The sequence below is a fragment of the Dokdonella sp. GW821-FHT11D02 genome (genome assembly GCF_058808595.1).
In genome coordinates this window covers 80,776-102,718 of sequence record NZ_CM179520.1, presented here as the reverse complement: position 1 = coordinate 102,718, position 21,943 = coordinate 80,776, and the positions used below count along the sequence as shown (strand labels likewise).

Here is a 21,943-nt window from a genome sequence, read left to right as displayed (position 1 = left end):
GGCCGGCGGCTCAACGCGGCGCGATTCCCAGCGCGGCCTCGATCTGCGCGGGCTGATACACCCGTCCGCCCTTGAGCACGAGGTCGACGCGACGGATGTCGGCGATGTCGCGCGTCGGATCGCCATCGACCAGGATCAGATCGGCGAGCTTGCCGGCGGCGATCGTGCCGAGCCGGCCGTCGACGCCCATCACCTCGGCCGAGGTCAGGGTCGCCATGCGCAGCACCTCGGCGGGTGCGATGCCGGCGCGTGCGTACAACTCCAGTTCGTGCGCCAGCTGGTAGCCGGCGAGCGCGTCGGTGCCGGGGACGATGACGACGCCGGCCTCGTGCAACGCCTTCAGTAGCCGCAGCATCGCCGGCAGCGCCTCGCGGTAGGCCGGCTCCTCGCCGGCGGGCGCCGCATACGTCGCGCTGCGCAGCACGCGCTGCATCGCTGGCGGAAAGCGCGCGGCGACGCTCTCCAGGCCCGGCGCCGGCTTGTGCGGATCGCCGGCGAAGCGCATTTCGAGCAGGCCGAGCGTCGGATCGAGCACGGTGTGATGGCGACGCAGGAAATCGATCAGCGCGCGCACGCGCGGCTGCTCCGGAGAGAACTCGCGCGCATGCCGGGCGACCTGGCCGAAGCGCTCGCTCTGGCGCGTGGTCTCCTGCACCTCAGGCCAGAGCAGGTCGAGCATGACGTAGTTGAAATGCTGGATCTCGTCCGCGCCGGCCGCGACGAACTGCTCGGCCGACATGAACGCCGGCACGTGGCCGCTCACGCGAAGACCGCGCGCATGCGCGCGTTCGGCGATCGGCGCGACCAGCTCGGGCTTGAGCGACATGTAAGTCTTCACCTGCACGTAGCCGTGCTCGGCGTACCAGTCGACCGCACGCAACGCCGCGGCGAGCGTGTCCACCGCCATCTCGCGCGGCGCCACCGACGAGCCGTTACCGTCGATGATCCCGGCCTTGAGTACGCGCGGCCCGATTTCGCTGCCGTCGTCGAAGCGCGCGACGCGCCGCGGGAACTCGTCGAGATCGTTGGCGAGATCGCGCGCGCTGGTTACGCCGGAGGCGATGTCGAGCAGGCCGTCGACACCGGCGAAGTGCTGATGGTTGTCCCACAGGCCCGGCGCCAGGAAGCGTCCGCGCGCGTCGATCACTTCGGCGTCGGTGGCAGTGGCGTTGAGGGTCGCATCCGGCGCGACGCGCGCGATGCGCTCGCCGCGCACGAGCACGCTGGTGCCCGGCGTGACCGAGAGGTCGCGCGGATCGAACACGCGTGCGTTGCGGATCAGCAGGTCGCCGCGCGGCGTGCGCGCGAGCCGGCGCGCGAGATCGAGATTCCACGCCGCATCGGCCTGCGCCTGCGCCGCGAGCAGCGCCGGCAGCGCGTCCGCGCGCGACGCCGGCAGACACGCGGACCACGTGCCGGCGATCAGCGTATTACCGGCTTGGTCGAGCCAGACCGAGATCGGCTGCAATTCGAGCCCGCTGATGCGATACAGCGTGAGGCGCTCACGCGCTGCGCCGCGGCCGACCTCGATACTGGCGGCGCGCTCGAGGCGCGCCTCGCCTCCCGGCAGCAACGCGAGTCGTTGCTGCGGCGCTTTCAGCAGCGCACGCGCCAGCACGCCGGTGAACTCCGGCGGCGCGTCGGTCGGCAGGTAGAACGCCGGCGTCGACAGCCGGCGCGAACCGGCGCCGTCGAGCGTATTCCAGCGCGCGACGCCGGCGTCGAGTTCGAACGATTCGGCGACCGGCGCCTGCATGTAGTTGTTGCCGCGCACGCGGTAGCTGCGTGGAACGCCGCCGGCGTCGAGCCGCCACTCGGCGTGCAGACGGTCGCCATGGTCGCGATCGCGGTAAGCGAACTCGACCTCCACGCGGCCGTCCTCGAACGTGCGCACGGTCTGCGCACCGATCCGGTTGCCGAGCATCCAGTAATCGTCGGTGCGCTCGCGCGGCGCGGCATGGGCGAGCGCGGCGCAAACCAACAGCGCGACAGCAACGGCAAAACGCATGGCGTGCTCCGCAGCGAATCAGCCGATGACCTTACGGCGCGCCGCGGCGTCGCTCGTTGGAGGTGGGCTTGGCACCGATACTGCGCGCCGCGCGGCGCGTGCGGCAAGCCGTGCGCGACCGCGGGTTCGCGTGGACACCCGTGATTCACCGAGCGACGCCGCGCCGCCGTGATGGGTTCGCCGCACCCTACACATCCATGGTGTATTGCATGCTCTCGCGTACCCACATCGTGCTCGACGACCGGCTGGTCCGCCGTGCCATGAAGAAGGCCGGAGTGAAGACCAAGCGCAAGGCGATCGAAGCTGCGCTGCAGGCCTTCATGCGCGAGCCGGACTACGCTGCCGTGCTGGCCCTGCGCGGCAGCGGCGGCGTCGCCGACGGCTACGAGCCGAAGGGGAGCGCGCCGTCGAAGTGGTCCGTGCACGAGCCGTGATCGTCCGACCGTGATCGTCGACTCGCCGGTCTGGATCGACGACCTGCGCCACGGTCGCGGCCGTGGCGCCGACCGGCTCGGTCGCGCACAGCGCCGAACCCCGGCTCACCGCGATCCACGCCGTCGGCCTCACCGCGCGCTGCCGCTGGGCCGGCGTCACCGTACGCAGCGCCAACGATTGCCTGATCGCCGCCCGCTGCATCGAACTGGACGAGCCGCTATTGCATCGGGACCGCGACTTCGAGCGCATCGCCGAGATCGAGCCACGGCTGCGCCTCGCGGCCAGGTGAGATCGGTCGCCGCCGATCCGACCGGGTGGCGGCAGCCTTGGAACACGCCGCCTTGCCCCGGCCATTTGCCGCCCCCATAATGGCAGCTGGCAGGAGGTGCCCCATGAGCTCCGTTCCCCACATTGCCGAAGTGCTCGCGCTGCCGGACATCCACACCGACGGCGACCTGGTCGAAGCGATCGCCGAAGGCTTGCCGTCCGCAACGGTGCGCCGTCTGGAAGGCTACGGCTTCGCCGCCGCCGAGATCTTTTCCGTGGTCGGCCCCGAGCGCACCTTGCGCCGCCGAATGGGCGAGAAATCCCCGTTGACCTCGCGCGAAGCCGACGGCCTCGTGCGCATGGCGCGCATCGCCGCGCTCGCCGACGACGTGTTCGGCGACCGCGAAAAAGCCCTGCGCTGGCTGCGCAAACCCAAACAACATCTATTACCCGGCCACCGCGACACGCGCCCGATCGACCTCGTCGCCACCGAGCACGGCGCGCGCCTGGTCGAGAACCGCCTGCGCCAGATTCAATACGGCGTCTACGCTTGAGTGCATCGCTCTGGCGCCTGTCGGCGTACGACACGCTCGACGGCATCGGCGGGCTGTACGCCGACGGACGCTGGCATCGCCAAGGCGTGCGCATCGTCTACACCGCCGAATCGGCCGCCGGCGCCCTGCTCGAACTGCGCGTCCACCTCGAAGTCGACGAAGAAGATCTGCCCGATCGCTACCAGCTGCTCGAAATCGCGCTGCCGCCCGGCTTCGCGATCGAATCGCTCGACCCCGCCACGCTGCCGAAAGACTGGATCGAGCGCGCCGACGTGAGCGCCGAGTTCGGCATGAGCTGGCTGACTGCGCAACGCAGCCCGGCGTTGCGTGTGCCGTCCGCGATTTTGCCGGCGACTTGGAATGTGCTGTTGAATCCGACGCATCCGGCGATGGCGGGCGTGCGCGTGGTCAGGAAGTTGCCGTTGGAGTGGGATCGGAGGTTGTTTCGGTGAGGGGGCGTGAACGGCGAATATTGAGTGGATCAGTCAGACTTTGCGGAATGAACTCAACCGCCAAATGTCTGCTTTCAACCAGAAGCGGACGTTCGCTCTACGACCCAGGCTCATTCCAACGAGTTTGAAAATATAGACTCCCGCGATCCTGCTCAATAGACCTAGATCTCGGAGACGCTGCTCGATAGCAGCAGCGACTCTCACCGACACCTAGTCCTCAGTATGCACCCATAAAAGCGTCGAGTTGCTCGTCGGAAGTGCGCTGCTCAGCTGTGAGGGCCAAGAAGCTCTCTACCTGGCGCGCGACATAAGACAGGTGGTGGTTCGAATCCAGTTGTATCCATTGGCCCATGTTGACGCTGTTGCGTAACCCGCGCGCTACATTTGCGAAGAACGCATCGGCATATGAGAAATGCTCGCTCTTAAAGAAACCCGAGTTAACCAAACGCTCGGCTAATTGCGGATACTGAATGACGATGGGCACCTCCTGCTTGCTGCACCCTCGGACGTAGTGGATGGCAGCGCCTGAGGTGTATCGAATCTTGGCGTTGGTGTGCTCATTCGGCGCGTTGTCCATATAACCGGGGCGGATGATGCTGTAATCGGCGAAGTGCAACGTTCGATCCCAACCGTACATCCGAGCGATGCGCATCCATGCCGCGAATTCGGTTCTCATCACCGACCCCGTAGTGTTCGGCTCTTCCGCTGCTTCGTTGACAAAATCGACCACCGTCGAGCCGGCGAAAGTCACATTCCGGAAACTTAATCCATATCCGTCGACCATGCGCAGGAATGCGCTGGTAGCGGCGACAATATCGTCTCGTTCGAACGCGAGTTTACTGAAGTCGACGAGCAGGTCGACACCGGGAGCACCGTAGGCAAATCCACGGACCAAGCGCTGCAATCCGCGCATTGTCAGTTCGGGGGCACGAACAACGTCACTACCTTCGATTCGAAGGCACAAACCACACTGGTGCTGCTTCGCGGCTTCCAAGGTCGCGATCGTTGTCAGCGGGTCCGAATCCAGATGTATGACTGGAATCACGCGTTGACGCCGACCGAGTATGGCCGCGAATCCAAGCTTGGCGGGAGACTGGTCGTCGATGCGCGTATCCGGTGCGAATCGATTGAGGTCCACAGTCAGAACACTACCCAGCTTATAATCGTTCAGAGCTTGGAGCGCTTTGACGAGATGCGGTTCGGGGTCGGCATCGTCAGGCAGCTGCACCATCTCGAAGATCGGCCGAATCGTGGTGCGACGATGCGCGTCCAGAAGATTGAATGCCTGGACGTCGTTGCGCTTGAGCTTGGTAATCGCTTGGTAACCCACTACATCGCTCCTCGTGTAAATTCTTGGAACAATTTTCGTATGGAGCCGCGCCCCAGCATGTCTCCGAAGCGGTCATACCGCTTGCTCTCGAACTGAACACGGCCGGCCACGATTGCGGGATGAATGTTGAGCTTCTTGGCCAACGATTGGATGCCAGCGGCCGTTGGGTTGCTCGACACGCTGCTCGCGCGCCAATGGGCCCGAGGCAACAGATTGTCCCGGGCAATCAAATCCGCTTCAGCCTCCAAAGGGTCCTGCCGACCCTCTTCGTCGTTGCGGTCCACGAACGCGTTCTCGGACTTGCTTAGATGGTTCTGCGCATGCGCCAGTTCGTGGAACAAGGTGAACCAGAAACTATCCACTCGGTCGAATCGAAGGGTCATCCCAATCACTGGGTGCCCATTCGGTGAAAGGAGCGCTGCGCCGTCGACCAACGTGGAAGGAAGCGAGGGCTCGATGAGCAAGACCATACCCAGCTCATGTAAGAACCGCTGAGCGCGTAGGGGACCATCCTCAAAAGTGCTGAGCTGGGCCAGCTCTCGCCACATCATTGGCTCCAGCGAAGCATGGGAGAACTTAGGGAGGCCATGCTCGATGGCCTTGGCGCGAATGAGGAGACGGCTCGTCCAAGCAATCAGCGAATAGCGCGAAGTGCCATGGGTTCCCAATCCGCGCAAGGTTCGCCGGAACAGCGCCGGCATGCGCGCAGCGTCGTTACCGACCTGGGCCAGGAAAGCACGCACCAGCTCTTCGCTGTCGTCGAAATCCACGCTAGAAACAGTATCGAACCACCCTCGCTTTTTCATCTCCGAAATGGGAAAAGCATTCCATTCGAAATGGTCGTCCGCGTCCGACGAAACCAACGAAGACAATCCCTGTGGCTTCATCGGATTGATGAGAGAGGGCAACGGAATCTGCAATCCAACGTGCAACGCTCGAATCATGTCAAGGGTCAAGGGCCGCTTGCGCGCGAGGATTTCGGAAACTCTATTCTTCCCGCCCAGGAAGGGCGCCAGATCCTTCTGGCGCAATCGTTGCTCCGCCATTCGAAATTCGATGGCATCAACGGGGTCGCTGGGCTCGAACTTGAAGTGTCGGGCTTCGTAGTCCTTAAGCAGAACGGTCAAAAGTTCTAATCGGTCCAGCTGAAAGCTGCCCGGGGCAGGGTCAGATCCCATAAGATTTTCGAGCTCGTGAAGAGCCAGCTCGTAATGCTCGGGAGTTTTGAGCACGTGCAGTCCCTCGGCAATTACCGGAGTCCTCATGACCTAGCAGCCGCTTCGAACAGACGGGCGGCGCGAATCATGACCGTGTGCCCAGTGAAAGAGACCAAAGTGTCGATGATCAGGCATTCAGCCAAGGCGAACTCCACCTGCCGTTCGCCGATAGCTCGAGCCGAGCCAAACCTCGTGGTGATGTCGCTCATGTTCTTCATGTTCGCTGCCCCCAATTCAGCGAGCCACGACACCACCCGCGGCTCCAGCCGCGGGTTGGCGCGCACAGTGGCCAGTCTTCCGGTGCCGACGATATTCATAGCGTCCAACCAAGTTCCCAAATCGGGAACCGGCGTAGGTTCCATTTTCTGGAACTCGCTGTCAAGCCCTCGATAGGCACCGCCACGCCCTTGAACTAGCACTTCTGATGTGGGATCGCCTGAGGCTCACTTCGGGTGGCCCTAGATGCCTCGGCAACAATCGCCAGGCTACGAAGGGCGTCCACAGCGATCCCTCCAGACTGCTGCGGCAACGGATGCAGCACGTCGAGCGCCAAGGCGATTCCCAAAGCTAGCGTGTCGCGCCGAGTGGCGTTCGGAATGAAGAATTTCACTCCGACTTTCCCTCACCCCGTCCTTCGGATCACCCTCCGGCCGCCGGAGGGCGGCCGTCGATCCCGCTCGCGGGAGAAGGGAAAACAGAACGCGTTGGCGCCCTCGCCAACGCCCAAACATCGACGCGCGCAACGCCGACCGCACGCAACACACGCGCGCATTCACGCAGCGTCGCACCGGTAGTCATGACGTCGTCGACCAAAGCAACGTGCCCGGGCAACGCAACACCAGCCGCGAGCGCAAACGCCCCACGCAAATTCCTACGCCGCGTCTTCGCATCGAGCCCACTCTGCGGCGGCGTCACTCGCGTACGCACGAGCAGGTCCTTGCGCAGCGGAATCGCGAACGCGCGCGCCAGCGGCCGAGCCAGTTCCAGCGCCTGGTTGTAGCCGCGCTCGCGCAGGCGCGTCGCATGCAGCGGCACCGGCAACAGCAGTTCGGGGCGCGCCGGCGCGTCGATCTGCGCGCGCTCGATCATCAGCGCCGACAGCACGCGGCCGGCGGCGAGGTCGGCGTGGAACTTGAAGCGCGCTTCGAGCAGGTCCAGCGGATGCTCGTAGCGAAACGGCGCCCAGGCGCTGGCGAAGGGCGGTTCGCGCTGCAGGCATTCGCCGCACAGCGGCGCTGCCGCCGGCAACGGCAGGGCGCAGCGCGGGCAGCGGATCGTATTGAGTGCGAAGTCGCGCGCGCAGCCGGCGCAGAGATCGCGTCCGTTCGCGCCGGGGGCCGCGCACAACAGGCAACGCAGCGGCAGCACGAGGCGCAATGCGCGTGCGGCGAGGCCGTCAACTTTTCGCGTCCGTTCCAGGTTGACAGCCCTCCGATCGCAACGGAGACTCGCCGGGCGCGGCAGCGCCCATTGCCCACTCTACCGAATCGGAAAGCCCTGCATGACCGCCATCCGCCACGACTGGACGCGCGAAGAAGTCCACGCCCTGCTCGATCTGCCGTTCGCCGACCTGCTCGCGCGCGCGCACGCCGCGCACCGCGAGCATCACGACCCGAACGCGGTGCAGGTGTCGACCCTGCTCTCGATCAAGACCGGCGGCTGCCCCGAAGACTGCGCCTACTGTCCGCAGGCGGCGCGCTACGCGACCGGCGTGGCGGCGGAAAAACTGATGAGCCTGGACGCCGTGCTGGCCAAGGCGAAGCAGGCCAAGGCGGCCGGCGCGACACGCTTCTGCATGGGCGCGGCCTGGCGCTCGCCGAAGGATCGCGACATCCCCAAGGTCGCCGCGATGGTCGGTGCGGTGAAGGCGCTCGGGATGGAGACCTGCGCCACCCTCGGCATGCTCAGCGACACGCAGGCGCACGCGCTGAAAGACGCCGGCCTCGACTACTACAACCACAACCTCGACACCGCGCCGGAGTTCTACGGCGAAATCATCCACACGCGCGAGTACCAAGACCGCCTCGACACGCTCGGCCACGTGCGCGACGCCGGCCTCAAGACCTGCTGCGGCGGCATCGTCGGCATGGGCGAGTCGCGCGCCGAACGCGCCGGCCTGCTGCACACCTTGGCCACCTTGCCGGCGCATCCCGACTCGGTACCGATCAATCGTCTCGTACAAGTCAAAGGAACGCCGCTCGACGGCACGCGCGAACTCGATCCGTTCGAGTTCGTGCGCACGATCGCGGTGGCGCGCCTGCTAATGCCCAAGTCGATGGTGCGCCTGTCGGCCGGCCGCGCCGAAATGAGCGACGAGCTGCAAGCCTTGTGCTTCTTCGCCGGCGCCAACTCGATCTTCTACGGCGAGAAGCTTCTGACCACCGGCAACCCGGATACCGCGCGCGATCTCGCCCTGTTCGACCGCCTCGGTATTCACGCGCTGCAGATCGAGGTCGAAGCGGGCACGGTGCACGCCGACATCGTCGAACACAGCGCGGCCTGACGGCGGCGTGCGCATGAGGCTCGCTGGCTGGCGCGGCGAGTGGCCTAACCGCCCGCGCCGGCGTCGTCGTGCCGACATCGCGCCGCCGCTACAATCGCCGCGGTGAGCGATCTCGCCGGGGACCACGACATCACCCGTCTGCTCGCCGCCTGGCGCGGCGGCGACGATGCGGCGCGCGAAGCGCTGATGCAGCGCGTCTACGCCAACGTGCGCGCGATCGCCGCGCAGTCCTTGCGCAACCTGCCCGGCGCCACCCTGAGCGCGACCGACCTCGCCCACGAAGCCTTGTTGCGCCTGCTCGGCAGCGAGCTGGATTGGGCCGACCGCCGGCATTTCTTTCACGTCGCCGCGCAGGCGACGCGGCAAGTCCTGGTCGACGCCGCACGCCGGCGTCTGGCCGACAAGCGCGGCGGCGACGTGCAGCGCGTCGATCTCGACGAGGCGAAAGTCCTCGCCACACCCGAGAGCGACACGCAGCTGCTGCGCATCGACGAAGCGCTGCGCGATCTCGCCGCCAGCGATACGCGCCGCGCGCGGATGATCGAGCTGGTTTATTTCGGGGGCCTCACGCGCACGGAGGTGGCGGCTGCGCTGGAGGTGTCCGAAGGCACCGTCGATCGCGACCTGCGCCTCGCACGCGCCTGGCTCAAGACCGCGCTCGAAGCATGAGCACGCCCTCGCTCGATCGCTACGCCGACGACTTCGAGCGCCTGCGCGCGTTGCCGTTGGAACAGCGCGAGGCCGCACTCGCCGCATTGCCGCTGAGCGAGGACGAGCGCACGACATTGCGCCGCCTGCTCAGCGCCGACAGCGACGCCGACGATCCGCTCGCGCGCGCACTCGCCGACGGCGCGGCGCGATTCGCGGCACCGCGCGAGAGCCGTCTCGGGCCCTACCGTCTGCTGCGCGAACTCGGTGCCGGCGGCATGGGCACGGTGTTCTTGGCCGAGCGCGTCGACGGCGGCTTCGACCAGCGCGTGGCGATCAAGCTGCTGCGCGGCTTTCCGACCGCCGACGGCCTGCGCCGGTTGCGGCAGGAACGGCAGATCCTGGCCGGCCTCGATCATCCGCACATCGCCCGGCTGCTCGACGGCGGCGAAACCGCCGACGGCCAGCCCTGGCTCGCGCTCGAATACGTCGACGGACTCGACCTGCTCGACTACGCGGCGCAGCGCGCGCCGCGCCTGCACGATCGCCTGGCGCTGTTCGACGCGATGCTCGATGCGGTCGGCCACGCGCACCAGCGCCTGGTCGTGCATCGCGACTTGAAGCCGGCCAACGTGCTCGTCAACGCCGCCGGCGAGGTCAAGCTGCTCGACTTCGGCATCGCGCGCCTGATCGATCTCGACAGCGCCGCGCACGAAACCTCCACGCGCGTCTTCAGCGCCGGCTACGCCAGCCCGGAACAGCGCGACGGCCGCACCGTCACCACCGCCAGCGACATCTACAGCCTCGGCGTGCTGCTGCGCGAACTCGTCGGCGGCCGCACCGGAAATACTGCAAGAACGCCGGCGGCGCTGCCGCTCGGCTCGGAGCTGGCCGGCATCGTCGCCAAGGCCACCGACCAGGACCCCGCGCGCCGCTACGCCGGCGCCGGCGAATTCCGCGACGACCTCGATCGCTATCGCAACGGCCGCCCGGTGCGCGCCGCGCCGATGACGAACGCGTACCGCTTGCGCAAGTTCGTTGGCCGCCATCGCCTCGGTGTCGCCGCGAGCCTGCTCGCCGCGCTCGCGCTCGGCCTGTTCGTCGTGCGCCTGGATCGCGAACGCGAGCGCGCGCTGGCCGCCGAAGCGACCGCGCAGCAGGCGCGTGTCGCCTCCGAGCGCGACGCCGAACGCGCGCGTGCCGCGCTCGGCTTTCTCACCGACGCCTTCACCGCCGCGGCGCCGGACAACGCGCTCAGCACCACCGTCAGCGTGCGCGACCTGCTCGACCAAGCACGCGCGAAGCTCGACGCGCAGAAGCTCGATGCGGCCGTCGCGCAACCGACGCAGCGCCTGCTCGGTCGCCTGTACGACTCGCTCGGCGAAACGAGCGCGGCGATCGAGCTCTTTCGCAGCGGCCTCGACGGCGCACCGGCGCGCGATCGCGCCGAGGCGCTGGCGCTGGCGCTCGACTACGATCAGTACGCCAACCTGCTCGGCAGCAGCGATCGCATCGACGAGGCGCGCGAGGCCGTGCGCCAAGCCTCCGCCTTGCGCAAGCGCTACGCGCCGAACGATCCCGACGAGCAGGCTTACGATCGCGTCTCGCTCGCCTTCCTGCACCACAATGCCGGCGAAGACGCGAAAGCGATTCCGCTGCTGAAACAGGTACTCGAACCGCGCGCAGCGGGCGCCGCGCCGCTGCCGGCACCGCTGGCGATGCGCGCGACGCAGATGCTGGTCTCGCTGCTGTCGAACAACGACTGCGAAGCCGCCTTGGCCGTCGCCACACGCGGCCTGGAAGAACAAGCCGCGGGCCTGGCGCCGAACGCGCCGGACCGCCTGCATCTGTTGCGCCTGCAAGCGATGGCGCACCGGACCTGCGGCCGGCCGGCGCAGGCCGAGCAGATCCTGCGCGCGGTCATCGCGCAGCAGGAGCAGGTGACCGGGTCGGGCGGCATGTCGATGCTGGAGCTGGGCAACGAACTTGCGCTGACGCTGAAAGAGCTAGGCCGTTTCCGCGAGGCGGCCGACGTGCTGCAGCGGCTGAAGACGGCCGGCAACGAGAGCCCGTACAACCAGGCCGTCATCTTCAGCAATCTCGCGCTCGCGCTCGACGACGCCGGCGACTACACGCAGGCGCTGCGCGTGCACGCGCAGGCGCGCGCCGCGCTCGATCGCGGTGGGATCGAAGCCGACAGCGACGCGCGCCGCGGCGCCGCGCGCAACGAGGCGCGCACCTTGGCGCAGGCCGGGCAAGCCGAACGCGCGGTCGCCATGCTCGAGGATCTGCGCGCGCGCGCCGGGCGCATCGACGGCGAAGATTCCTACGAGTACGTGATGGTCACCTGGCAGCTCGCCCTCGCCGAGCGGCGCGCGCGGCATGTGGAAAGTTCGCTCTCGCTCACCGCGCAAGCCGAACGCTTGTGGGCGGCCCTGCTGCCGCCCGAGCACAAAGTCTTCGCTCACGTGCATCGCCAGCGCGCGGCGATCGCGCTGATGCAGAACCGGCTCGACCTGGCCGACAGCGAACTGACCGCGGCGATCGCGGGCTTCCAGGCGAGCGCGGCGACGCCGGCGGAACTGGCGACCGCGCGCAGCGAGCAGGCGGAAGTGCGCAGGCGGCAAGGCCGCAGCGAGGAAGCGCGCACGCTGCTCGCCGCCGCGCTGCCGATCATGCGCGAAGCCTATCTGCCGACGCAGGTCTGGCGCGCCGAGGCCGAGCGCACGGCGACGCAACTCGGAATGCGCTGATGAGCACGGCACGCACGCCGTCCATGGCGCCGCTCGCGACGCGGCCCGACCTGCTGCATCGCCTCGCCGACGAGCACGCCCGTCGCGCGCGGGCGCAGCTGCTGCGGCGCGTGCGCACGATCGAAAGCGCGAACGGCGCGGCGATCGTCGTCGACGGCAAGCGTCTTTTGAATTTCGCCAGCAACGACTATCTCGGCCTCGCGCGGCATCCGGCCCTGGTCGAAGCGCTGACGCGTGCCGCACGCGCGGACGGCGTCGGTGCCGGCGCGGCGCATCTGCTCGGCGGTCATCGCGAAGAACACGAAGCGCTTGAACACGCGCTCGCGCGCTGGACCGGACGCGAGCGCGCGCTGCTGTTTTCGACCGGCTACATGGCCAATCTCGGCGTGCTTTCGGCCCTGCTCGGCGACGGCGATCTGTGCGTGCAAGACAAACTCAACCACGCCAGCCTGCTCGACGGCGCGCGCTTGGCTAGCTGCGAACTCAAACGCTACCTGCACGCCGACCTCGCCAGCGCCGCGCGCCAGCTGGCGAGCCGGCCGCAGGCGGCCGCATTGCTCGCCACCGACGGCGTCTTCAGCATGGACGGCGACGTCGCTCCGTTGAGTGAACTGGCCGCCTTGTGCGAAACGCACGGCGCGACCTTGCTGGTCGACGATGCGCACGGCCTCGGCGTGCTCGGTCCCGAAGGCGCCGGCAGCGTGGCCGAAGCCGGCTTGTCGCAGCGACAAGTGCCGCTCCTGATCGGCACGCTCGGCAAGGCGCTCGGCGTCGCCGGCGCGTTCGTCGCCGGCAGCGCGGCGACGATCGCGGGCTTGGTCCAGGTCGCGCGCAGCTTCGTCTACACCACCGCGTTGCCGCCCGCACTGGCGGCGGCGACACGCGCCGCGATCGAGGTGGCGCGGTTCGAAGATTGGCGGCGCGATCGACTCGTTCGCCTGATCGCGCACTTCCGCCACGGCGCCGCCGCGCGCGCGATCGAGCTGCTCGATTCGCGCACGCCGATCCAGCCGCTGCCGGTCGGTGACAGCGCGCGCGCGCTGAGCGTGGCGCAACGGCTCGAAGCGGCCGGCTTCTACGTGCCGGCGATCCGCGCGCCGACCGTGCCGGCCGGCCGCGCACGCCTGCGCGTGACTTTGTCGGCGCAGCATTCCGAAGGCGAGATCGAGCGCTTGCTCGACGCGCTGGCGGTGGCGCTCGCATGAATGATCGGCCGGACGATCTGTCGACGCGGCGTGCGGTGTGGTCGGCGCTGTCGGATCTTTATTTGGACAGCTCCTATCGCGACCAGGTGAGGCCTGTCGCGCATGAACTCGCCTCGACGCCGTATGCCGCAGCCGAGCTGCGTTCGATCCTGTTCGACGAGGTGCATCCGGCGCTGGCCGCCAATCTGTGCGCGAGTGTCGGCGTGTGGGATCGCTTCGATCAAACCTGGCTGGCCGCGCGCATTCTGGCCAACCGGCGCCGGCCGCGCTGGCTGCGTGCGCGCGGCCGTTGCCAGCGGCGCTACGCCGTCTTGCTCTGGCGTCTGCTCGAACCGCGCATCGCGCGCTTGCGCGCCGCGGCGGCGCCTTCCTCTTTCGCTCATTCTGGAAATTGATGTGCATATCGACGTTCGAGGCGACGGACCGGATCTGGTCTTGATTCACGGCTGGGCCATGCACGGCGGCGTCTTCGCGCCGCTGCTGCAACGGCTGACGCCGCGCTTTCGCGTGCACGCCGTCGACCTGCCCGGTCACGGCAACAGCCGCGATGAGGTGTCGTTCGATCTCGTCGACAGCGCGCGGCGCATCGCACTGGCGACGCCGCGCGCGTTGTGGATCGGCTGGTCGCTCGGCGGTCTGGTCGCGCTGCGTGCGACGCTCGATCGGAGCGAATCGGTGCGCGGCGTCGCGCTGCTCGCATCGAGTCCGCGCTTCGTCGCCGCGCCGGATTGGCCGCACGGCGTGGCGCGCGAAGTGTTCGCCGCGTTCGGTACCGATCTGCAAACGCACTACCGCGACACGATCGAGCGCTTCCTCGCGCTGGAAACCCTCGGCTCGCCCAACGCGCAGGCCGAGCTGCGCGATTTGAAATCGCGCGTGTTCGAGCGCGGCGAGCCGACGCTCGCGGCTTTGCAGGACGGTTTGCGCACGCTCGAAACCAGCGATCTGCGCGACGAACTGGCGCGACTGCGCGTGCCGAGTTTGTGGATCGCCGGCCGCCGCGATCGGCTGGTCGCGCCGGCCACGATGCAGCAGGCGGCCGCGCTGGCTCCGGCGGGACGCTTCGTCGAAGTCAACAGCGGCCACGCGCCGTTCCTCGAACACGCCGAAGCGGTCGCCGACGCGATCGAAGCCTTCGCGGCGGAGTTGCCGGCATGAGCGCGGGTCTGGACCAGGCGCACGTGCGGCACGCTTTCGGCCGCGCAGCGCAGAGCTACGAAGAGAACGCGGTGTTGCAGGCCGAAGTCGGCCAGCGCTTGCGCGAGCGGCTCGAAGATGAGGCGTTCGCGCCGGCCCGCGTGCTCGATGTCGGTTGCGGCCCAGGCGCCGGCACCGCGGCCTTGCGCGAGCGCTTCGCGCAAGCGGAAGTGTTCGCGCTCGATCTGGCCGTGCCGATGCTGCGCGCGGCGGCGCGCCACGCCGGCACGCCGCCGGCGTTCGAGCGCATCGCCGGCGATGCGCAGGCGCTGCCGTTCGCCGATGCCAGCATGGATCTGGTGCATTCCAACCTGTGCTTGCAGTGGTGCGAAGATCCCGGCCTCGCGCTGGCCGAGTTTCGTCGCGTGCTGCGGCCCGGCGGCGTGCTGCTATTCTCGACCTTCGGGCCGGACACGCTGAAAGAACTGCGCGCCGCCTTCGCCGCGGTCGACCGCGCGCCGCACGTCAGCCGCTTCGTCGATATGCACGACATCGGCGATGCGCTCCTGGTCAGCGGCTTCCGCGATCCGGTGCTCGAACGCGACGATTTCGTCTTGACCTACGCCGACGCGCGCAGCCTGATGCGCGAGCTGCACGCGATCGGCGCCACCAATGCCGACACCCAACGCACGCGCAGCTTGACCGGCAAGACGCACCTCTTGCGCGTGATCGAAGCCTACGAGGCGTTCCGCCACGACGGCGTGCTGCCGGCGACGTACGAAGTCGTCTACGCGCAAGCACACGCGCCGCAACCCGGCCAACCGCGCCGCGAAGGCGGTGCCGACATCGCCACCTTCCCGATCGAACGGCTGCGCGGGAGCCGGCGGTGACCGCGCGCCGCCAGGCCGTCGCGGCGGTGCTGCTCGCGCTCGCCGCGGCGCTGTTCTTCACCGCGACCTACGTGCTCAATCGCGCGATGGCCGACGACGGCGGCCATTGGGCCTGGTCGGCGGCGCTGCGCTATCTCCTGACCTTGCCGATGCTCGCGCTGGTGATGCCCTGGCAAGGCGGCTTCGCACCGGTGTGGCGCGCGCTGCGCGCGCATCCGTGGGTCTGGCTCGGTTGGAGCGGGGTCGGCTTCGGTTTGTTCTGTGTGTGTCTGACCTGGGCGGCGGCGTTCGCGCCAGCCTGGCTGGTCGCCGGCACCTTTCAGCTCACCGTGATCGCCGGCATGCTGCTCGGCCCGCTGTTGTACCGCGACGGACGTTCGCGCCTGCCGCGGCGCGCGCTCGCGCTCGGCGGCGTCATCGTCGGCGGCGTCGCGATCATGCAGGCCGGGCATTTCGACGGCCATCTCGATCGCCAGGCCTGGCTCGCCTTGTTCGCGGTCGCCGCGTCGGCGTTCCTGTATCCGCTCGGCAATCGCGCGATCCTGCTGCATCTGGAACGCAGCGGCGAGAATCTCAATGCGGCGCAGCGTGTATTCGGCATGACCTTGGCGAGCCAGCCGTGCTGGTGGCTGGTCGCGGGCTACGCCGGTGCGACGGTCGGCGCGCCGCCGCCGATGCAGATCCTGCTCGCCGCCGGCGTCGCCTTGTTCACCGGCACCATCGCGACGATCCTGTTCTTTCAGGCGACCGGCATGGTGCGCAACGATCCGGCCGCGCTCGGCGCGGTCGAGGCGATGCAGGCGGCGGAGTTGTTGTTCTCGAGCCTGCTCGGCGTGATCTTGCTCGGCGAAGCGCCACCCAGCGGCTACGCCGCGCTCGGCGGCGTGCTGGTGGTCGCCGGCATCGTCGGGCTCGGGCTGCTGGTCGGGCGCGAAGCGGCGGGCGATCCGCGCACGACGCAGGCGCTGCGCACCGATCGCGGCGCTTAAATCGCGGTGCTTAAGACGCAGCGGCGATGCCGGGCATCGCCGCTGCGCGAATTCTCAGATGCGCACGAGCGCGCGGCGCTGCTGGCGCACCAGGCTGACCGCGAGCACGGTCGCCAGCAGCAGCGTCGTCACGCCGAAGATCGTCGCGCCCAGATACTGGCCGCCGACACCGCCGGCGGTGGCGCTGGCCGCGGCTTCGCTGGTCGGCACGAAACTCGCCGCCGCCATGCCGGTGTAGTGCATGCCGCAGACCGCCACCCCCATCACCAGCGCACTGCCGAGCATCTGCGCGACGCCGCGCATGTTGAAGGCGAGCCACAGCGCTGCGGCCGAGGCGACGATCGCGATCAGCACCGACAAGGCGACGATGCCGCTGTCGTAGTGCGTGGTCGCGGCCATGCGCATCGCGGCCATGCCGGTGTAGTGCATGCCGGCGACGCCGACGCCCATGAAGACGCCGGCGAGGCCGAGCTTGGACCAGGCGAACACGCCGCTGCCGGCGATGGCCAGGCCGACCATGCACGAGAGCATGCCGATCACTGCCGACAGCAGGGTCAGGGGCACGTCGTAGGTGACCTGCACTTCCATCTGGCAGGCCAGCATCGCGATGAAGTGCATCGCCCAGATCGCGCCGCCGATGGCGGCACCGGCGGCGACGATTGCCTGCGTGCGTTCGCGCGAGTTGTTCGCGGCCGGAATGCCGACCGCCAACTGCAGCGCGGTGTAGGAGCCGAGCACCGCGACCAGGTAGGACAGCGCGGCGAGCAGCGGATCGTGGATGCATTGTATGGCGTGGTCGTGCATGGCAAACCCCTCCTCCGAAAAACGAACAAGATCAGGCGGCGAACGTGAACACGCAGGCGTCGGCGCCGGCGTTGCGGCATGAGGTTTCGAGGATGCGCGGGCGGCCGAGATGGCCGGGCTCGCTCAACAGTCCTTCCAGACAGCCGCGCAGGAAATGGCAGGCCGGCCCGCGATGCAGGCCGATGCCGGTGAACGGGCTGTTCTTGATGCGCAACGCGTCGCCGTCGAGATCGGTGCCGCGCAGCAGCTGGCGCATCGCCGGCAGCGCGATGTGCTTGACCGAGTCGACCAGGTTCAGGCGCGCGCCGAGCGCGTAATCGCGTTTGTAGATCCACGCGCCCAGACGCGTGCCGGCGTAGCGCGTGCTCGCTTCGCGATGCGCCGGCGCGACTTCATGCTCGAAGGCGAGTACGCGGTTGAAGATGTCGGGGTATTCGCGCGCCAGCGCGCCGAGCAAGGCCTCGACTCGGCCCGGATCGGGCGCGGCCGCAGTGGCGGTGGCGGTTTCGCTGCGCGGCTCCGCCGCGACGCGAGGTCGCGGCGCTTCGGCGGCCGCGGTCGCTGCTGCCACCTGTGCTGCGTCGACGACCGTGGCCTCGAAGCTCTGCACGATCGGATGGCTGCCGAGCCGATCCTCCAGCGCGAGCAGGTTCTGCTCGGGTCCGCGCACGACCATCGTCAATACGACGCCTTCGTCGCCGCGCGTCATGCGCTGGCGCTGCAGGGTGAAGCCGCTGGCGACGATCAGCCGCCCCAGCTCGAGCAACAGACCTTCGCGGCGGTCGGAGACGACGCGGAACTCGATATCGGCCATGAATTTCCTCGGGCAACGGCACGCGGCGCCGCGCTCGCCCCCGGGCAGCGCGGGTTTTGCGGTCGTCGCCTGCGGGCCCCTGCCGCCAGCGAACGGATGGTGCGTGCGCCGGCGAGCCGCAGATGAATTCCACAGTTATCTTTGTGAACATTATGTCGTCGCCGTCCCTTTTCGGTGTCGCAGCCATCGCTTTCTCGACGGAAATGCGACTTCCATCTCACTCCGCCGCCGTACGGCCGCCGGCGCGACCCGAACGGTCCGGTTCGCTGCAAAGCAGCATGACTTGCTAAGCTCGCCCTTCGCAGCCGCCGGAGCGCCCCATGCAGGAACGTCGCGACGCCGAATTCGGCCCCCACCAGCAGGGCTTGCGCGACGACGTGCGCCGACTCGGCCGCCTGGTCGGCGAGCTCCTGGTCGAGCAGGAGGGCGAGGCGTTCTATCAACGGGTGGAGTCCGCCCGTAGCGCCGCCATCCGCCGGCGCCAGCACGAGGAACCGGCGGCGGCGCTGGCGCGCGAGTTGTCCGGCCTCGACGCGCGCACGGCCGACGCCGTCAGCCGCGCGTTCTCGACCTACTTCCAAGTAGTCAACCTGGCCGAGCGCGTACAGCGCATCCGGCGCCGGCGCGACTACCAGATCGCCGGCGCCACGCCGCAGCCCGACGGCCTGCGCGAAGTGCTGCAACGGCTCAAGGACGCCGGCGTCGGCGTCGATGAACTGCTGTCGGCGCTGCCTCGCATCGACGTCGAGCCGGTGTTCACCGCGCATCCGACCGAAGCCTCGCGTCGCGCCCTGCTCGAAAAGGAGCAGGAGATCGTGCGCGCGCTGATCGCCGACTTCACCGGTCCGCGCACCGACGGCGAGCGCACGGTCGATTGGGCGCGCCTGCGTATGGCGCTGACCTGCGGCTGGCAGACCGCCGACATCTCGCACGTGCGCCCGTCGGTGCAGGACGAACTCGACCACGTCGACTTCTATCTGGCCGATCCGATCTACCGCGTGCTGCCGGTGTTCTACGAGACGCTCGAAGACGCCATGGTCGCGGTCTACGGCACTTGCCCGAAGCTGCCGCGCCTGCTGCGCTTCGCCTCCTGGGTCGGCGGCGACATGGACGGCAACCCCAACGTCGGCGCCGAGACGATCGCGGCCAGCCTGCGCACGCAGCGCCGGCTGGTGCTCGCGCGCTACCGCCACGAATGCGCCGAGCTGGCACGGCTGCTGTCGCAGACGCTGGATCGCGTCGGCATCGAGCGCGGCGTGCTCGCGCGTTTGTCCGACTATCGCGCGCTGCTGCCCGAAGCGGCGGCGAAGATTCGTCCGCGCCACGCCAACATGCCCTACCGCGGCCTGCTGCAGCTGATCGGCGCGCGCCTCGCCGCGACCGCGCACGACGAACCGCAGGCCTATCGCGAACCGGCCGAGTTCGCCGCCGACATCGAGCTGATCGCCACGTCTCTGCGCGCCAACGGCGGCGCGCACGCGGGCTGGTTCGCGGTGCGTCGCCTGCAGCGACGCATCGCCGCGTTCGGTTTTCATCTGGCGCGGCTCGACGTGCGCCAGGACTCGCGCGTGCATGCGAGCGCGCTGGCCGAAGCGCTGGGTGAACTGCCGCAGGACGCGCGCCTGCGCGCCGCACAGTGGGCGCCGTACGCGAGCGGCGCGCAGACCTTGAGCGATGCCGCCGCCGCGCGCGACGCGAAGCATCCAGCCGCTGCGAACGGCGAGACGGAAACCGGCGCATTCGAGCGCAGCGTCGCCGTCTTCACTGCGCTCGCCGACGCGCGCCGACGCTACGGCGATGCCGCGCTCGGCCTCTACATCATCAGCATGGCCGGCAGCGTCGCCGACGTGCTCGCGGTGCTCGCGCTGGCGCGCGCGGGCAAGCTGGTCGAGAGCATCGGCACGGTGCCGCTCGACGTCGCGCCGCTGTTCGAAACGATCGCCGACCTGCGCGCCGCACCGGACACCTTCCGCGCCCTGCTCGCCGATCCGGTCTATCGCGCGCATCTGGCCGCACGCGGCGATCGTCAGACGATCATGCTCGGCTACTCCGACAGCGCCAAGGACGGCGGCTTGCTCGCCGCGCGCTGGTCGCTGCAGCGCGCGCAGGTCGAATTGCTCGAGATCGCGCGCGCGGCCGGCGTGACCTTGATCTTCTTCCACGGCCGCGGCGGCAGCGTCAGCCGCGGCGGCGGCAAGACCTCGCGCGCCGTGATGGCGGCGCCGCGCGGCGCCGTCGACGGTCATTTCCGCGTGACCGAACAAGGCGAGGTGATCCACCAGAAATACGGCATCCGCGCGCTCGCCTTGCGCAGCCTCGAACAGAGCGTGGGCGCGGTGATGCACGCGACCCTGCGCCCGCGCGCGCCCGAGCCGCGCGAGACGCGCTGGCGCGAGACGATGCGCGCGCTCGCCGACGACGGCGCACGCAGCTACCGCGAACTGGTGGTCGACACGCCGGGCTTCGTCGACTACTTCCGCGCCGCCACGCCGATCGACGTGATCGAGCGCATGACGCTGGGCTCACGCCCGTCGCGCCGCGGCGGCACCGCCGGCGTCGCCTCGCTGCGCGCGATTCCGTGGGTATTCGCCTGGACGCAATGCCGCTCCAACCTGCCCGGCTGGTACGGCGTCGGCAGCGCGCTCGATGCCGCCGCCGCGCGCGGCGAAGAAGCGGTGTTGCAGGAGATGGCGCGCGATTGGGCGTTCTTCCGCACCCTGATCGGCGATCTCGAAATGGTGCTGGCGAAAAGCGATCTCGACATCGCCGAATGCTTCTCTCAGCTCGCAGGCCCGCTGCACGAGACCTTCTTTCCGCGTCTGGCGGAGGAATTCGCGCGCACGGTGAATTGGGTGCTGCGGCTCAAGCGCAGCGACCGCCTGCTCGCCGACGACGCGCGCCTGGCGCAGTCGATCCGTCTGCGCAACCCCTATGCCGATCCGATGAACTTGATCCAAGCCGACCTGCTGCAACGCTGGCGCGCCGCCGATCGCCCCGATGACGAGGTGTTCGGCGCGCTGGTGTCGACCGTGCACGGTGTGGCGCAGGCCTTGCAGAACACCGGCTAGAAGAACTCTTCCATCCAGCGCACGAAGCTTTCGCGCTTGCGCGCCGGGATGCGCCGATAGGCGGCGAGCAGACGGTCTTCGCTGTGGTCGACGGTGAACGAGGACGAATCGATCGCCGGCATTTCGTGACCGGCGAGTCCGACCGCACCGCGGCCGGTCGCCAGCCACTCGAAGGCAACGCCGGCGAGTACGGCGATCTCGATCAAATGCGGGATCGTCGGCGAGGTGCCGCGCGGAACCTCCCATTGCGCGACCGCGCTGGCGCCGACGCCGAGCGCCTTGGCGAAGGCGGCCTGGCTCAGCTTGGTCAGCCGGCGCGCGTAGCGCACGCGGCTGCTGAGCGGACCTGCGAACGCACGGTCGCTGGCGCGCCGTCTCGGTGTTTTCACGTTTCCCCCTTCGACACCTGTGCCAACCCGCTCGGCGCCACCATCGGCGCGGCCGCGGTGGCCCCGTCGCACTCAGTATCGCTGATGCCTCTAGCGAAAGTGAGTGAAGTTACCTAGCCCCACTGAGCGGCGCCTAACTTCGCGCGGTCGCAAGCACGCGTCAACCGGTCGACTCAGGGGCGCTGCGTATTCGCGCCTCCGCATCACCTTGGTGCGGTTTCGCCGGCCCCTCAGAATGCCGCGCGTCCGAGCGTAGGGGGCGTCGCGTCGATGTGCGGTCCTGCCGCATCTCGAGCGCGATGTGGACAGGGGGGAGGGAGGCGGGATGCCGAGCCGGCGTAGGGACGCCCGTCGTACAACGGCGATGCGGATCGGAGGGGCCGATCCGCAACCGTTGTGCGAGTCCGCGCCGGCTCGGCCATCACGTCAGCGGTGATGCGCGCACGACAGCAATGCGAGCTGCGCGCGACCGTCCTGGCG

At 68.6% G+C, this 21,943-nt stretch carries 21 protein-coding genes; 13 read left to right on the top strand and 8 right to left on the bottom strand.

Features of this window, described 5'->3' with window-relative positions; translation table 11 throughout:
• Positions 1–10: 10 nt before the first annotated feature.
• Positions 11–2,008 (bottom strand): amidohydrolase family protein, encoded by a 1,998-nt coding sequence (locus AC3QL3_RS00470; protein WP_492896249.1) that lies wholly within the window; start codon positions 2,006–2,008, stop codon positions 11–13.
• A 209-nt stretch (positions 2,009–2,217) separates the two neighbouring features.
• Between AC3QL3_RS00470 and AC3QL3_RS00465 the strand changes: the two genes are divergently transcribed.
• The 4 genes from AC3QL3_RS00465 (at position 2,218) to AC3QL3_RS00450 (ending at position 3,716) form a co-directional block, all read left to right on the top strand.
• Complete coding sequence (locus AC3QL3_RS00465) at positions 2,218–2,442, top strand: type II toxin-antitoxin system VapB family antitoxin (protein ID WP_492896248.1); 225 nt, start codon at positions 2,218–2,220, stop codon at positions 2,440–2,442.
• A 62-nt stretch (positions 2,443–2,504) separates the two neighbouring features.
• On the top strand, positions 2,505–2,732 hold the full coding sequence (locus AC3QL3_RS00460) for a PIN domain-containing protein (protein WP_492896247.1): 228 nt from the start codon (positions 2,505–2,507) through the stop codon (positions 2,730–2,732).
• A 103-nt stretch (positions 2,733–2,835) separates the two neighbouring features.
• On the top strand, positions 2,836–3,264 hold the full coding sequence (locus AC3QL3_RS00455; RefSeq protein ID WP_492896246.1) for an Xre family toxin-antitoxin system antitoxin: 429 nt from the start codon (positions 2,836–2,838) through the stop codon (positions 3,262–3,264).
• Positions 3,261–3,716 (top strand): RES family NAD+ phosphorylase, encoded by a 456-nt coding sequence (locus tag AC3QL3_RS00450; protein WP_492896245.1) that lies wholly within the window; start codon positions 3,261–3,263, stop codon positions 3,714–3,716. The genes AC3QL3_RS00455 and AC3QL3_RS00450 overlap by 4 nt, the downstream gene beginning before the upstream one ends.
• A gap of 217 nt (positions 3,717–3,933) precedes the next feature.
• On the opposite strand, the gene AC3QL3_RS00445 is transcribed toward AC3QL3_RS00450, so the two are convergent.
• The 4 genes from AC3QL3_RS00445 to AC3QL3_RS00430 form a co-directional block, all read right to left on the bottom strand.
• On the bottom strand, positions 3,934–5,046 hold the full coding sequence (locus AC3QL3_RS00445; RefSeq protein ID WP_492896244.1) for a beta family protein: 1,113 nt from the start codon (positions 5,044–5,046) through the stop codon (positions 3,934–3,936).
• The gene (locus AC3QL3_RS00440; RefSeq protein WP_492896243.1) at positions 5,046–6,278 is read right to left on the bottom strand and encodes an ImmA/IrrE family metallo-endopeptidase; all 1,233 of its coding nucleotides are present in this window, start codon (positions 6,276–6,278) and stop codon (positions 5,046–5,048) included. The genes AC3QL3_RS00445 and AC3QL3_RS00440 overlap by 1 nt, the downstream gene beginning before the upstream one ends.
• A gap of 29 nt (positions 6,279–6,307) precedes the next feature.
• The gene (locus AC3QL3_RS00435) at positions 6,308–6,580 is read right to left on the bottom strand and encodes a hypothetical protein (protein ID WP_492896242.1); all 273 of its coding nucleotides are present in this window, start codon (positions 6,578–6,580) and stop codon (positions 6,308–6,310) included.
• A gap of 322 nt (positions 6,581–6,902) precedes the next feature.
• The gene (locus AC3QL3_RS00430; RefSeq protein WP_492896241.1) at positions 6,903–7,640 is read right to left on the bottom strand and encodes a ComF family protein; all 738 of its coding nucleotides are present in this window, start codon (positions 7,638–7,640) and stop codon (positions 6,903–6,905) included.
• Between the two features lie 124 nt (positions 7,641–7,764).
• Between AC3QL3_RS00430 and bioB the strand changes: the two genes are divergently transcribed.
• The 8 genes from bioB (at position 7,765) to AC3QL3_RS00390 (ending at position 16,388) form a co-directional block, all read left to right on the top strand.
• Positions 7,765–8,766 carry a biotin synthase BioB gene (gene bioB, locus AC3QL3_RS00425; RefSeq protein ID WP_492896240.1) on the top strand — a complete coding sequence of 334 codons (1,002 nt, stop codon included), beginning with the start codon at positions 7,765–7,767 and terminating at the stop codon, positions 8,764–8,766.
• A 102-nt stretch (positions 8,767–8,868) separates the two neighbouring features.
• The gene (locus AC3QL3_RS00420; protein ID WP_492896239.1) at positions 8,869–9,435 is read left to right on the top strand and encodes an ECF-type sigma factor; all 567 of its coding nucleotides are present in this window, start codon (positions 8,869–8,871) and stop codon (positions 9,433–9,435) included.
• A complete protein-coding gene (locus AC3QL3_RS00415; RefSeq protein ID WP_492896238.1) occupies positions 9,432–12,167 on the top strand; it encodes a protein kinase domain-containing protein in 2,736 nt (911 codons plus the stop codon). The genes AC3QL3_RS00420 and AC3QL3_RS00415 overlap by 4 nt, the downstream gene beginning before the upstream one ends.
• On the top strand, positions 12,167–13,372 hold the full coding sequence (bioF, locus tag AC3QL3_RS00410; protein ID WP_492896237.1) for an 8-amino-7-oxononanoate synthase: 1,206 nt from the start codon (positions 12,167–12,169) through the stop codon (positions 13,370–13,372). Before AC3QL3_RS00415 ends, bioF begins: the two co-directional genes overlap by 1 nt.
• Positions 13,369–13,767, top strand: a complete 399-nt coding sequence (locus AC3QL3_RS00405; RefSeq protein WP_492896236.1) for a DUF7079 family protein — start codon at positions 13,369–13,371, stop codon at positions 13,765–13,767. Before bioF ends, AC3QL3_RS00405 begins: the two co-directional genes overlap by 4 nt.
• 1 nt (position 13,768) lies before the next feature.
• The gene (bioH, locus tag AC3QL3_RS00400; RefSeq protein WP_492896235.1) at positions 13,769–14,530 is read left to right on the top strand and encodes a pimeloyl-ACP methyl ester esterase BioH; all 762 of its coding nucleotides are present in this window, start codon (positions 13,769–13,771) and stop codon (positions 14,528–14,530) included.
• A complete protein-coding gene (gene bioC, locus AC3QL3_RS00395) occupies positions 14,527–15,399 on the top strand; it encodes a malonyl-ACP O-methyltransferase BioC (RefSeq protein WP_492896234.1) in 873 nt (290 codons plus the stop codon). The genes bioH and bioC overlap by 4 nt, the downstream gene beginning before the upstream one ends.
• Entirely contained in the window at positions 15,396–16,388 is a 993-nt protein-coding gene (locus AC3QL3_RS00390) for a multidrug resistance efflux transporter family protein (RefSeq protein ID WP_492896233.1), read from the top strand. The genes bioC and AC3QL3_RS00390 overlap by 4 nt, the downstream gene beginning before the upstream one ends.
• Before the next feature lie 54 nt (positions 16,389–16,442).
• Here AC3QL3_RS00390 and AC3QL3_RS00385 read toward each other — a convergent pair whose 3' ends face one another.
• Positions 16,443–17,192 carry an MHYT domain-containing protein gene (locus tag AC3QL3_RS00385; protein ID WP_492896232.1) on the bottom strand — a complete coding sequence of 250 codons (750 nt, stop codon included), beginning with the start codon at positions 17,190–17,192 and terminating at the stop codon, positions 16,443–16,445.
• Between the two features lie 31 nt (positions 17,193–17,223).
• Positions 17,224–18,006: a hypothetical protein gene (locus AC3QL3_RS00380; RefSeq protein ID WP_492896230.1), complete on the bottom strand. Its 783-nt coding sequence runs from the start codon at positions 18,004–18,006 to the stop codon at positions 17,224–17,226.
• A 320-nt stretch (positions 18,007–18,326) separates the two neighbouring features.
• Between AC3QL3_RS00380 and ppc the strand changes: the two genes are divergently transcribed.
• Complete coding sequence (gene ppc, locus AC3QL3_RS00375; RefSeq protein ID WP_492896229.1) at positions 18,327–21,074, top strand: phosphoenolpyruvate carboxylase; 2,748 nt, start codon at positions 18,327–18,329, stop codon at positions 21,072–21,074.
• Here ppc and AC3QL3_RS00370 read toward each other — a convergent pair.
• Positions 21,071–21,463: a helix-turn-helix domain-containing protein gene (locus AC3QL3_RS00370; RefSeq protein WP_492896228.1), complete on the bottom strand. Its 393-nt coding sequence runs from the start codon at positions 21,461–21,463 to the stop codon at positions 21,071–21,073. The genes ppc and AC3QL3_RS00370 overlap by 4 nt on opposite strands.
• Positions 21,464–21,943: the final 480 nt, after the last annotated feature.

Bases quoted from the DNA above. Each gene is read 5' to 3' on its own strand.
- bioB (WP_492896240.1), top strand. From the start codon at position 7,765: ATGACCGCCATCCGCCACGACTGGACGCGCGAAGAAGTCCACGCCCTG.
- AC3QL3_RS00380 (WP_492896230.1), bottom strand. From the start codon at position 18,006: ATGGCCGATATCGAGTTCCGCGTCGTCTCCGACCGCCGCGAAGGTCTG.
- AC3QL3_RS00435 (WP_492896242.1), bottom strand. From the start codon at position 6,580: ATGAATATCGTCGGCACCGGAAGACTGGCCACTGTGCGCGCCAACCCG.
- AC3QL3_RS00465 (WP_492896248.1), top strand. From the start codon at position 2,218: ATGCTCTCGCGTACCCACATCGTGCTCGACGACCGGCTGGTCCGCCGT.
- AC3QL3_RS00455 (WP_492896246.1), top strand. From the start codon at position 2,836: ATGAGCTCCGTTCCCCACATTGCCGAAGTGCTCGCGCTGCCGGACATC.
- AC3QL3_RS00385 (WP_492896232.1), bottom strand. From the start codon at position 17,192: ATGCACGACCACGCCATACAATGCATCCACGATCCGCTGCTCGCCGCG.
- bioF (WP_492896237.1), top strand. From the start codon at position 12,167: ATGAGCACGGCACGCACGCCGTCCATGGCGCCGCTCGCGACGCGGCCC.
- ppc (WP_492896229.1), top strand. From the start codon at position 18,327: ATGCAGGAACGTCGCGACGCCGAATTCGGCCCCCACCAGCAGGGCTTG.
- AC3QL3_RS00415 (WP_492896238.1), top strand. From the start codon at position 9,432: ATGAGCACGCCCTCGCTCGATCGCTACGCCGACGACTTCGAGCGCCTG.
- AC3QL3_RS00405 (WP_492896236.1), top strand. From the start codon at position 13,369: ATGAATGATCGGCCGGACGATCTGTCGACGCGGCGTGCGGTGTGGTCG.
- AC3QL3_RS00470 (WP_492896249.1), bottom strand. From the start codon at position 2,008: ATGCGTTTTGCCGTTGCTGTCGCGCTGTTGGTTTGCGCCGCGCTCGCC.
- bioC (WP_492896234.1), top strand. From the start codon at position 14,527: ATGAGCGCGGGTCTGGACCAGGCGCACGTGCGGCACGCTTTCGGCCGC.